Annotated in this window: 8 protein-coding genes; 3 read left to right on the top strand and 5 right to left on the bottom strand. The window is 68.0% G+C overall.

Translation table 11 applies throughout. The annotated features are described in order from the left end of the window. The first annotated feature begins 44 nt into the window (after positions 1-44). The gene (locus IPP98_12740) at positions 45-1,148 is read left to right on the top strand and encodes an SGNH/GDSL hydrolase family protein (GenBank protein ID MBL0179977.1); all 1,104 of its coding nucleotides are present in this window, start codon (positions 45-47) and stop codon (positions 1,146-1,148) included. Positions 1,149-1,245: 97 nt separating this feature from the next. On the opposite strand, the gene IPP98_12735 is transcribed toward IPP98_12740, so the two are convergent. The 4 genes from IPP98_12735 to IPP98_12720 all read right to left on the bottom strand — a co-directional run bounded on the left by IPP98_12735 (position 1,246) and on the right by IPP98_12720 (position 7,251). Next, positions 1,246-2,883, bottom strand: coding sequence for an NYN domain-containing protein (locus IPP98_12735; GenBank protein MBL0179976.1), 1,638 nt, complete (start codon positions 2,881-2,883; stop codon positions 1,246-1,248). A gap of 187 nt (positions 2,884-3,070) precedes the next feature. Continuing rightward, positions 3,071-4,627, bottom strand: a complete 1,557-nt coding sequence (locus tag IPP98_12730; GenBank protein ID MBL0179975.1) for an acyl--CoA ligase — start codon at positions 4,625-4,627, stop codon at positions 3,071-3,073. Positions 4,628-4,694: 67 nt separating this feature from the next. Continuing rightward, complete coding sequence (locus IPP98_12725; GenBank protein ID MBL0179974.1) at positions 4,695-5,747, bottom strand: HAMP domain-containing histidine kinase; 1,053 nt, start codon at positions 5,745-5,747, stop codon at positions 4,695-4,697. Between the two features lie 4 nt (positions 5,748-5,751). Next, positions 5,752-7,251, bottom strand: coding sequence for a sigma-54-dependent Fis family transcriptional regulator (locus IPP98_12720; protein MBL0179973.1), 1,500 nt, complete (start codon positions 7,249-7,251; stop codon positions 5,752-5,754). Between the two features lie 285 nt (positions 7,252-7,536). On the opposite strand from IPP98_12720, the gene IPP98_12715 reads away from it, so the two are divergent. Further along, positions 7,537-9,990, top strand: a complete 2,454-nt coding sequence (locus IPP98_12715) for a polysaccharide biosynthesis tyrosine autokinase (protein MBL0179972.1) — start codon at positions 7,537-7,539, stop codon at positions 9,988-9,990. A 128-nt stretch (positions 9,991-10,118) separates the two neighbouring features. Here IPP98_12715 and IPP98_12710 read toward each other — a convergent pair whose 3' ends face one another. Further along, positions 10,119-10,964, bottom strand: a complete 846-nt coding sequence (locus IPP98_12710; GenBank protein MBL0179971.1) for a response regulator — start codon at positions 10,962-10,964, stop codon at positions 10,119-10,121. Between the two features lie 426 nt (positions 10,965-11,390). On the opposite strand from IPP98_12710, the gene IPP98_12705 reads away from it, so the two are divergent. Continuing rightward, positions 11,391-12,191 carry a polysaccharide biosynthesis/export family protein gene (locus tag IPP98_12705; GenBank protein ID MBL0179970.1) on the top strand — a complete coding sequence of 267 codons (801 nt, stop codon included), beginning with the start codon at positions 11,391-11,393 and terminating at the stop codon, positions 12,189-12,191. Positions 12,192-12,218 lie beyond the last annotated feature (27 nt).

Below are 12,218 nucleotides of genomic sequence, written 5' to 3'. Positions count from 1 at the left end.
CGCGGCTCCGAGGCGTTCGTGACGGCGAATCCGGGGTCGGTCGAATGACGGACGATCCGAGCGAGAATCAGGCCAGCGTGGGGCCAGGGCGCCGCCTGGCGGCCGGGGTCGTCCTCCTCATCCTCATTCTCGTGACCGCCGAAGTCGCGGTGCGGGTCGAGGAGTGGTTCCGTTGGCGCACCCCGATCGGCTCGCCCCTGCAGGTCGCCACCGATCTGGCAATCCGTGACGCGACGGGCATTCACCCGGCACCGAACACCGCCTTCCGGAAGTGGCGCTTCAACAGCGTCGGGACCCGCGGGGCCGAGCCGGTCGACGGGGTGCCGCGACTGATCGTCACCGGCGCCTCGGAATCATTCGGCCTCTACGAGTCCCCCGAACGCGAGTATCCGAAGCAACTCGCCGACTCGCTCCATGCGTCGGGCTGTCCGGCCGACGTGTTGAACGCCGCCTTCCCCGGCATGTCGCTGCCGACCGTCGAGCAGGACCTTCGCCTCCGCCTGGCGGCACTGCATCCCACGGCCGTGCTCTACTATCCGACCCCGCCACAATATCTCGACGGGGACGGGCTGCCGCAGCCCGCACGGCCGGACTCGACCGGCAGCGGACCGTTGCGCCCGCTGCGGCCGTCGTCCCGCTTCGCCGCGCGCGCCGCCAACCAGCTCAAGACGATGTTGCCGCCGCTCGCCGACTTCCTGCGCCGACGGGAAATCGCCGCGCTGCGGCGGGAGCTGCCAGCGGATTCGTTGTTCACGACACTCCCGGCCGCGCGACTCGACGCGTTCGAGCACGACCTCCGTCGCCTGGTCGGCACGATTCGTCAGATCGGCGCCACTCCACTGCTCGCCACCCACGCGAACGGCTTCCTCAGCACCACGCCGATGCCCGCGTCGGTGCTCCGTGCGTGGGAGCGCTTCTACCCGCGCGCCACCGGCGCGACGCTGGTCGCCTTCGACTCCGCCGCCTCGGCACGGGTCCGGCAGGTCGCCGCCGACTCGGCGGTGACGATCGTCGACCCGTGGCAGGCCTTTCACGGGCTCCCTGCCCCGACCTACTTCGCGGACTTCTCCCACTTCACCGATGCCGGCGCCGCCAAGATGGCGAGCGAGATCCTGCCTGGGGCAAGGACGGCGTTGGGCTGCAGGTAGGGCGAGAAGCGTAAAACGTAAGAGGTGAAACGGAGGCCCACATTGGCCCCCGTTTCACCTTTCACGTTTCACCTTTCACGTTCTGTTGCCCGTCGCGCTACTTCTTCTTCGGTGCCGCCTTCTTCACCGCCGCCTTCGCCTTGGGAGCGGGCTTGGCCGCAGCCTTCGGCGCCTTGGCGGGGGCTGCAGCCTTGGGCGTCTTGGCGGGTGCCGCTGCCTTGGCGACCTTGGCGGCGGGCTTGGCCTCCGCCTTGGTCCCCTTGGCGGGCTTCGTCGCCTTGGTCGGGGCCTCTGCCACCGGCTTCGTCACCGGCGCCTCGAGCGTCACGGCACCGACCGGCGTGAGGTTGATCACGCCGACCATCGGCATCCCGGAGGACGCCGGGGTCCGCGCACCGCCGCGGAATCGGATCCCCGGACGCGGCGCCGCGTTGCCTTCGGCGTCGAGCACCGGGGCCGCGTTGGCTTCTGGCGCGGACCGACGTTGCATCGCCAGCTCCATCCGGTGCGGCGACACCTCGTACTGATCGTCGCCGAGCAAGCGGACATCGGCGACTTCGGCGTCGTTGGCCTGCCGCAGCAGCTTGAAGAAGCGCGGCACTTCGAGCAGCACATCCTCGGTGCCGTGCAACGCCGCCATGCGGGCGCGGACCACCTCGTGACCGGCCGGCGTCGGCAATTCACCGAGCGCACGACCCAGAAGGTGGAATGCTTCGGCGAGCGTCAGCCCACTCGGCTCGGCGACGTACGGCGCCGACGGTGCCGCGGCACTCGGCGCGGCGGTCGACGGAGTTGCGCCCTCCTCGCCCTTCCCGCGCCCGCGTCCGCGACCACGACCCCGACGACGCCCTGCCCGCTCTTCGGCGGACTTGCCATCGGCCGGTGCGGCCTCGGCGGCGCGCACGGCAGGCGCCGGCGCGGCGACTGCCGTCGCGGACGGACCACGCCCGCCACGACCGCGCGGCGGGCGACTCTCCTTCACGGGCGCGGCCGCCGGCACACCCTTGCCGGGCGCGACGTCGTACTGCCCGTTCTCCTGCTTGATCACCTGGATCAAGCCGCGCGCCCCGGCCTCGGTGACGAACTTGGAGAAGCGATTGAAGCCGGCGTTGCTCTCGTCGAAGTTCGGGTCGATCTGCTGCATGACCTGCTTCAGGCGATCGGAGCGCATGACGTCGCCCTGCGCCGCCATCTTCTGCACCGCCTCGACGACCAGCTCCCAGGGATCGCGCTGCGCCGACGGCGCGTCACTCTCCTTGGTCAGGCCTGCGAGGTCCGAGTACGAGAAGTACTCGTCGCAGTTCTGGATCAGGATGTCGGAGGCCGACTCGCGGATGCCGACGCCGATGACGTACTTGCCGTACTCCTTCAGCTTCAGCACCAGCGACGAGAAGTCGCTGTCGCCCGAGAGCAGAATGAAGGTGCCGATCTCCGGACGCGTGAAGACGAGCTCCACCGCGTCGACGGCGAGCCGGATGTCGGTGGCGTTCTTCTTGTTGGTCCCGAAGGCGGGGGCGAAGATCAGGTCGATTGAGGATTCCGACAGCGGCACGATGTACTGCGGGTAGCGGCGCCAATCGGCATAGGCGCGCTGCACGGCGACCTTGCCCTTGATGATGTCGGAGTTGAGGAGGGTGCGGAGTTCCTTGGTGAGGTCGGAACGGACGCCAAGGGTCACATTGTCGAAGTCGATCAGCAGCGCCGCATTGGGCGCGTGCAGGGCGGGTACGGCCATATGCCGTCCGGCCCGAAAAGCGGGGAGCGAAGTCACGACGGTCCTGTGTGTGTGGCCGTCCCCGGTCTTGTCCTCCCGACCTCGCCGCGCCGAGTGGCGGGCATCATGGGGTCGGGGCAGGCAACGATCGAGACGGCGTGCGGTCCGTGCGGCGCCCCAATGGCGCCCGCGCGTCGGACCCTCAAAGCTAGCCGAGCGCGACCACCCGTGCCAACTCTTGGCGCTTGACCTTGCCACTGGCCGTCATCGGGAGACCGTCGAAGAAGCGGACCAGATCGGGCACCTTGGTGGCCGAGAGGAGGTCCTGGCAGAAGCGGCGCAGATCGGGGCCGGTGACCACGGCCCCCTCCAACAGCACCACGCAGGCGCAGATCAGCTCGCCCAGCACGTCGTGCGGGACGCCGACGACGCAGACCTCCTCGACGCCAGGATGGGTGCGGATCACGTCCTCCAACTCCCGCGGCGTCACCGTCTGCCCCGCCCGCACGATCACTTCCTTCCGGCGCGCGACGATGGTCACGAAGCCGTCCTCATCGAGCAGGGCCAGGTCCCCCGTCAGCAGGTAGCCTTCCGGGGTGAGCGTCCGCGCGGTCTCGTTCGGCATCCGGTGATAGCCGTCCATCAGCGTGGTGCCCTTCACGACCAATTCACCCACCGCCTCGGCACCGTGAAGCACGCCGCTCCGGACGTCGACCACGCGGACCTCGACGCCGTCGATCGGACGCCCGACCGTCGTGCGGCGCTTTTCGAGCGGATCGCTCCGCCGAGTGGCGGTGACCGTCGGCCCTGCCTCGGTGAGGCCATACGCGATCTCCACATCGCACCACTGGCGAATCCGATCCACCAGTGGCGGGAGCACCATGCTCCCCGCGACAACGCCGCCGCGCAGGCGACCGAGCGGCGTGGTGACGAACGCCGGGTCGCGCATCAGCAATTCGAACATCGTCGGCACGCCGGGCAGATGGGTGACCCCGGCGTTGGCGATCAGTGCGAGGGCGCCCGCCGCATCGAAGCGCGGCATCAGCACCACCGACGCGCCGGCGCTGATCGCGGTGAGCAGCACCGAGAGGCCGAAGACGTGGAAGAGCGGGAGCGCCTGCAGGATGCAGTCATCGTCGGCGAGGCCGAGTGCACTCGCCGTGCCCACGGCGGAGGCGACCATCGCGCGATGCGAGAGCAGCACGCCTTTCGGCTTCCCCATCGTGCCGGAGGTGTAGACCAGCGCCAACGCGGCATCCGCGTCGTCACCCGGCGCCAGTGCGGGCAGCCGTTCGCCGCGCGCGAGCATCTCGCCGAACGGGACGGCACGATCGTCGAACCAGCGGGTCCCCGGTCCGGCGTAGACGATCAGGTGCAGCGACGGCAGCTCGGGGAGGACCTCGTCGAACAACTCGAGGTAGTCGACGGGTGTCGGTGCCTCGGGGATCACGACGGCCGAGACTTCCGCGTGGCGCAACTGGTATTTCAGCTCGTGGTAGCCGAGCTCGGGATCGAGCGGGACGATGGTGAGTCCTGCCTGGGCTGCGGCCAACATCGCCACCACCCACTCCGTCCCGTTGGGCAGGTCGATCCCGATCCGATCGCCGGCGGCGAGTCCCTGCCCGCGAAATGCACGCGCCAGCGCGTCACTGCGAAGGGCGATCTCGCCCCAGCTGTGGCGATGCTCCCCCTCGATGAGGAAGGGTCGAGTCGGATGCCTGGCGGCGCGAGCGCCGAACTGATGGGCGAGGTGCGTGGTGATCACGGGATCGTCTCGGTGTGTCGGGACAAGACCCCAAAGGTACGAGCGGACGGGGGGGAGCGGCAGGTCCTCAGCCGATCAGCATGGCGGGATCGGCCTCGGGCAACTGCAGCGTGAACTGAAAACAGGTCCCCTCGCCCGCGACGGCGGAGACTTCAAGCGTCGAGCCCATCGCCTCGACCAGCTTGCGACAGATCGAGAGGCCGAGGCCCGAACCGGAGAAGGCGTAATCGCCCGGCTGCTGCCGACGGCGGAAGGGTTCGAAGAGCGTCGCCATCGCGGCCTCGGGAATCCCCCGGCCGGTGTCGCGGACGGTGCAGTCCAGCGCCAGTCCTGCCCCGTCGGTCAACGTCACCTCGACGTGGCCGGCCGAGGAAAACTTCAGCGCGTTGGTGGTCAGATTGAGCAGGACGCGGTTCAGGGCTCCGGGGTGCCCGACCCGACGGTCGCGCCCCGGCCCTTCGAAGTGCAGCTCCAACCCCTTCTCTTCGGCGATGGGACGGACGATGTCGCGCACCGACTCGAGCACTTCCGCGACCGAGAACGGCTGCGGCTCCCGCCCGACCAGGCGATCGCCACCGCGCACCAGTTCGATCACGTCGCTCGCGACCGCGTTCAACCCGAATGCCGCCGAGTAGACCAGTCCGAGTTGACGCTCTTGCAGCGGCGTCAACGGCCCGCTCCGGCCGCGGAGCATGATCTCGGCGAGAAAGAGAATCGACGTGAGCGGCGAGCGCAGGTCGTGCGCCACCTCGACGACCAGGTCGAGGCCGCTCGGGCCGGTCATCCGTTCCTGGAATCGCTCGGTCCACCGCGGCTCCATCGACGCCGCCACCTGTTCGAGCGCCCGCAGCACGGGACGGAGTCCGCCGGGCGGCACCGCCTCGTCGTGTTCGAGCAGGTGGCGTCGAAGCAACGCCACCACGCGGCGATCCAGCGGCGAGGAGGGTTCCGGGGCACGCGGTCGGCCGGCAGCGGCCTCGACAATCTGCGCGACGACGCCGGCCACGGCCGCGGCCACCTCACCCTGCGAAATCGCGTCGACGGCAAAGCCGCGCCACTCCTCGACCAGCGCCTCGGCCGCTTCGTCCAACCAGCGGCGGGCATCGGGGGCCAACGGCATCAGGCTACTCGCTACGATCGTCACGCTGCAATCCGTGCTTTTCCATCAGGCGGTAGAGCGTGGTGCGGTCGACATTCGCCTGCCGCGCCGCCTTCGACATGTTGCCACCGGCGCGACCAACCAGCCGCGCGAGATAGTCGCGTTCGAACTGGGCGATCACCCGATCCTTCACGTCGTGGAACGGCCCGTCGAGTTGTGCCGCGGGCATCCGTTCCGGTGCCGCCTCGGAATCCTCGTACATCGGAATGTCGGTCGGCTCGATCAGCTGATCGGGCTCGACCAGCACCGCGACGTGCTCGATCACGTTCTGCAATTCACGCACGTTGCCGCGCCAGGCGCGGGTGCGGAGGAACTCGATCGCCGAGTCGCTGAGGCGCGGCGCCCGGTCGGTCATCTGGCGGTGACGATGCCAGAAGATGCCGAGGAAGTGATTGGCGAGCAGCTGGATGTCTTCCGGGCGCGACCGCAGCGGCGGCAAGACGATCGGCACCACGCGGAGACGGTAGAAGAGGTCGCCGCGCAACACCCCGCGCTCGACCGCGTCCTGCGGATCGCGATTCGTCGCCGAGATGAAGCGGACGTCCACCGGATCGCCCGCCGTCTCGGCGCCGACACGCCGCACGATGCCGTCCTGAATGACGCGCAGCAGCTTGGCCTGCAGCGGCAGCGACATCTCCGTGAGCTCGTCGAGGAAGAGCGTCCCGCCGTCGGCCGTCTCCAGCAGTCCCGGCTTGTCGCGATCCGCGCCGGTGAAGGCACCCTTGCGGTGGCCGAACATCTCGGACTCCAGCAACGGCTCGGGCAATGCCGCGCAGTTGATTGGCACCAACGTCTTCTTGGCGCGCCGGGAGTGCTGGTGAATGAACTGGGCAATCACTTCCTTGCCGGTGCCGCTCTCGCCGCTGATGAAGACCGAGGCATCGGTCGGCGCCACCTTGCGGGCCAACTCGACGGCCTTGCGGAAGGAGGGCGCGATGCCGATCAGCGCCTGCGTGTCGGAATGCGAGTGCTGCCGCATCACCTGCTGGCGGAGGTCGTTGGCCTCGCGCCCCTTCAGGATGGCGTGCGACGCGCGACCGATCAGCACCTGCAAGTGGGTGGCGGAGAATGGCTTGGGGAGGTAGTCCCAGGCGCCCATCCGGAGCGCCTCGATGCTGCTCGACACCGTCGGATTGCCCGTCATCACGACCACCAGGGTGTCCCGGTGCGCCTCGAGCGCCGCATTCAGAATCTCCAGCCCGGAGACCTGCGACATGAAGAGGTCGACCAGCACGAGGTCGAACTGCCGCCGGCGCACAAACTCCATCGCCTCCTCGCCGCGTCCCGCGAGGGTGACGGTGTAGCCTTCGCCGCGCAGGACCGACGCGCAGCTCTCCCGGAGGGTCCGTTCGTCATCGACGATCAGGATCCGGATCGAGGCCTTCACGTCGGCAGGAAGCGCCAGCAGATCGCGGCTTCCCGTGCCTTCCGGGGGACCGAAACCGGCCCCGGTGACGGCAGTCATGGTAACTCCTGATTCAAGCAATCGTAGGATGAACTCCCCAACCACCGAGGCAGAAAGCGTGCCGCGACTGTTGGACGGGTCCATCGTCGCAGGCGCTCATTGGCCAATTCCGTGGTTTGAACGTATCACCTGTTTCGCGAGCGCACCACCACAGTGTTGTGCTGACGCAACACATTGTCGCGTCACCAACTCCACACCCCACCCCCGCGGCGCGGTATGGCAGTTGCAACGCAGCGGTCCCGACTAGGCTCACGACGTGGCTCGACCCTCTTTTCTGCGGGCGTTATGAACACTCAGCTGACCCCACTCTCCGGCAACTTGCCGAGCTTCCCCGCTGGTGGCGGCGCCTTGGGCGCAGGTTCGCCATTGACCGGAAACAGCGGCGGACCCCGGACCTCCCCGATCACCCGGTACCTGTCGACCCTGCGGCGCTTCAAGTGGCTGGTGCTGCTGATGGCGCTGCTGGGCCTGGGCGGGGGCTTCCTGGTCTCGCGGATGCGGCCGGAGAGCTTTGTCGTGCGGGCCTCGATGCTCCTGGCGATGCCGGTCGGCGACAACGGGCCGATCTCGGCAGGCGCCGTCCTGGGTGGCGATCAGTGGCAGAAGTTCATGCGATCCTACCGCTCGCTCGAGCCCGTCGCCCGGGCCCAGCACCTCTACCTGATCGGGCCGAAGCGGCTCGGCGGGCCGCCGCTCCCCAACGGGCCGAGCGGCCCGGATGCGGCGCTCCTGAGCGGGCTTGAGATCGGGCCGTCCTACACGCCCGGGGCGTACGAGATGAAGATCAGTGCCGACGGCAAGGGCTGGGAATTGACGCAGCTCAAGACGTCGCGGAAGAGTCGTGGTGTGGTCGGCGACTCGGTCGGGAAGGAGTTCGGCTTCGCCTGGCTCCCGACGATCCTGCCGCGCTGGCACGGGAAGACGTTCGAGTTCGACGCCATCACGGAGCGCGAGGCGGCGGAAGACATCAATAGCCGGCTGGGCGTCAACATCGACTTCCGCGGTGCGCGATTCGTGTTGCTGACGCTGTCGGGCCAGGAGTCCGAGAAGACGGCGGCGACGCTGAACGCCCTGCTGAAGGAGTATGAGACGCGCGCCGCGGTGATGAAGCGGGTCAACCTGACGGCCGAGGCCGGCGTGGTCGACACCCAGCTGCGCGGTGCGTACGACCGGCTGCGCAACGCGGAGCAGGCGCTGCTGGCGTTCCAGACCGGCTCGATCACCAAGCCGCGCATGGAACTGCCGGTCACGCCGGGTCTCTCCAGCACCTCGCCGCAGGGCTACACGGCCTTCATTGCCCGGCGCGAGGCCGCCGAAGGGCTGCGCCGCGATCGTCGCGACCTGCAGGAGGCGCTTGCCAAGGCCCAGGGTGGCGAGATCGCGGTCGACCTCTTCCTGACCATCCCCTCGGTCAACAACAGCACCGAATTGAAGCAGGTCCTGGGCGACCTCGTCTCCAACGAAACCCAGCTCCGGACTGCGCGCGCGCAGGGATATTCGGACGATTGCCGCGCCTGCGGCGTCACCGGTGGCCCCGTCTACGACCTGCCGGAGTTGATCCGCCGCATCCGGGAGATCCGCTCGCAGACGCTGCCGACCTACGCGCAGGCCGTGCTCCGGCGCCTCGACGGCGACATCGCGCGCCTCGATTCCGAAGTGGCCAACGCCGGTCGCGAGTTGCAGGGAATTCCGAGCCGGACGATCGAAGAGAACCGTCTCAAGCGGGAAGTCGACATTGCCGATGAGACCTACAAGTCGCTGACCGGCCGCTCCGAGAACGCCCGGCTCCGCGAGGCGAGCGCCCTCAGCGATCTCTCGATCTATGACCCGGCGGTCGCCCCGTTGCTCCCATCCAAGAACCGGAAGTCGGTCATCATTGCGGTCGGCCTCTTCGCTGGCCTCGCCGGCGGGTTGGGCTTGGCGTTCCTGCTCGACCTCACCGACAAGCGTGTCCGCTACGCCGACCAGATCACCTCCGGCCTCGGCCTTACCATCCTCGGCGTCGTGCCGGAGATTCGCCGGGCCAAGGGCGAGACGCCGTCGGCAGAAGAAGCAGCGCAGGTCATCGAAGCGTTCCGCACCATTCGCCTCAATCTCTCCCATACCATGGGCGAGGGCCGCGGCGTGCTCACCATTTCCTCGCCGTCGCCTGGTGACGGCAAGTCATTGGTGGCCTCGAATCTGGCACTCTCGTTCGCCGAGTCGGGCTACCGCACACTGCTGATCGATGGCGACACCCGCCGCGGCGAGTTGCACCGGACCTTCGGCCAGGAGCGCCGCCCGGGGTTGCTCGACCACCTGACCGGCGAGCTGGACCTGGCGCAGCTGACCCGGAAGACCTCACATCCGATGCTCACGCTGATCACGGCAGGCAGCCGGAAGCGCAACGGCCCCGAACTGCTCGGTGGTGTCCTGATGCGCGAGCTGATCAGCTCGATGCGTGAGGCGTACGATGTCGTCATCGTCGACTCCCCGCCGCTCGGCGCCGGCATCGATCCCTTCGTCCTCGGCACCCTCACCGGCAACATGATCCTGGTGATGCGCTCGGGCGCGACGGAACGCGACCTCGCCGAGGCGAAGCTGCAGATCGTCGACCAGCTGCCGATCCGCCTCATTGGCGCGGTGCTCAACGATGTGCGCTCCAGCGCCTCGGAGTACAAGTACTACTCGTACAGCTACGGCTACGGCGCGACGGATGAAGGCGAGGATGTGGGCAAGTTGCCGGCGACGACCTCGTGAGTCGTTAGTCCTTAGTTGTTGGTCACTACAGGCTACGAGAAAAAGGGTGAAATGGTCGCCGATTTCGGCCCCATTTCACCCTTCGCTCATTGCCACCTAACAACTAACGACCAACGACTAGCACCTAATCACGCCGCCATCGCCGGGCTGAGCAGCTCCAGCAGTTCGACGCCATCGCTCGGCAGCGATTCGTGACTGGTCGTGATGACGGTCGCGGGAATGTCGAGGGTGCCGTCGGCGAGCGACTCGCGGAAGACGTTCGCGAAGCGTTCGACTAGTCGCTCCACACCCTGCTGGGACGCCCCGGGCGCCACCACGGCGAAACGGTCGTGGGCAATCCGGCCGAAGGCATCGGCGGCGCGTCCCTGGCGACGCAACCCAGAGCCGAGGTTCGAGGCCTGGATGGGATCGAGGCGGCGAGGAATATCCCAGACGACACAGCTGAGCTCGCGCTGGTGCCGCCGCGCTTCCCCGAGCAACTCGGTGGCGCGCCGGGTCAACCCGGGGCGGGTGTAGAGCCCCGATTCGGCGTCGATGAGGGCGTCACTCCGCAACTGGCGCACCTCGCCGTAGGCCGAGCAATAGACGGCGAGCTTCTGGAGCAGCGCCTCGGCGTCGAGGGGCTGGCCGTAGAACTCCCACGCCCCGGCCTCGTACGCCGCCATCCGCTGCTGCCGGCCGGAGGGGCCGGCGGTGGTGATCATGATCGGAAGCGACGGCCCGAACGACTGGTCGGCGCGGAGCCGACGGCACACTTCGGTGCCGGGGAAGTCCGGGAGTTGCTGGTCGAGGATGACGAGGTCGGGATCGAGCCGGTCGGCCATCGCCAGCGTCTCGGCGGCGGTGTGGGCCCGATGGGTCCGATAGCCGTTGGCCACCAGGATGCTCTCGACGGCCCGGGCGGTCCATTCCTGGTCGTTCGCGATCAGCACAACAGGCGAGTGCTTCGCAATCGGCGCACGATCAAGGCTCAAGGGGGCGCTTCCGTGGTAAGGACCATTCGAGAGGCCGACTGTTGCGAACGTGCAACAATGCGTGGCAATCCGTCACGATTCTGTGATCGACCGGCCGAAATGCCTGGGCCGCCGCCGCAGTGATAAATCATTGTATTTCAACAACTTAGACTAATTGCACAGCGTCAAGGCCCCGCCCGAGGGCAGAATCCCCTGCTTCCTTCTGCAATGTCTTTGCCGAAGCCATTGGGTAGCTTTGGAGGGCAGTTGGGGGCGTGGTGGGCTTCCCACAGCGGCCTGAGGCGTCGGGGTGCAGAATCGACGCCTTGGCCGGGAACTTGCTCTGTCCTGCTGCGACCGGTTGGGACGTCACCCCGACCGCTAGTGACCAGTCTGGTAGGCGGCCGCCTGTGGTCGACTCGCCGGACCAACCCAACGGAGCGCAACGTGCGCAAGTGGACCGCAATTCGTGAACTCCTCGGTGCCGCGCTGGTGGCAGCCATGATCACTGTGCCGGCTCGGGCCCAACAGCCCACCGTGCCGGTGATGGTCAACGCCGAGCGAGCCATGGTCACGCGCAGTGAGTTGGAGAGCGCGCTGAAGGAAATCGAGCAGAACTTGGCGGGGAGCGGGTACAGCGCCGCCCTCCGGACCGCGAAGCAGGCGCAGGCCGACGCCATCCGTGAACGGCTGTCCCAGGGTGACCTTCGGGTCGGCGACCTGATCCGCCTCGACGTGGCCGAGGTCTCCTCGATCTCGAACCTCTATCAGGTCTCGTCGACGCGCACCATCGCACTGCCGGGCGCGATCGAGATCTCCGTCGCCGGCATCCTGCGTTCCGAGCTCCAGGATTATCTGACCACCCAGCTGAAGAAGCTGGTCCGCGACCCGACGGTGCGCGTCGTGCCCACCATTCGCATCTCGGTCTTCGGTGCGGTGGGCAAGCCCGGCTTCGTCACCCCTCCGGCGACGACGCTGCTGAGCGATGTCATCCAGCAGTTCGCGGGCGGACCGTCCAACAACGTCCGCTGGGAGAAGTCGAAGATCAAGCGCGGCGACAAGATCGTGGTGGACGGGCCGGAATTCCGGGACGCCGTCAACACCGCCACCACGATCGACCAGCTGAACCTGCAGGCCGGCGACGTGATCGATGTGGCCACGAAGCCGGCGGGAGGCACCTTCTTCCGAATCATGGGCGCCCTGAGCGCCGTGACCTCGGTCATTTGGCTCGGCATCCAGATCTTCTAATTGGCAATGGCCAGCCCAACCTCTCGC

This window comes from Gemmatimonadota bacterium (assembly GCA_016720805.1).
Lineage (GTDB): Bacteria > Gemmatimonadota > Gemmatimonadetes > Gemmatimonadales > GWC2-71-9 > Palsa-1233.
The sequence above is the reverse complement of the archived record's forward strand: the minus strand, read 5'-3'. Positions and strand labels throughout refer to the sequence as shown.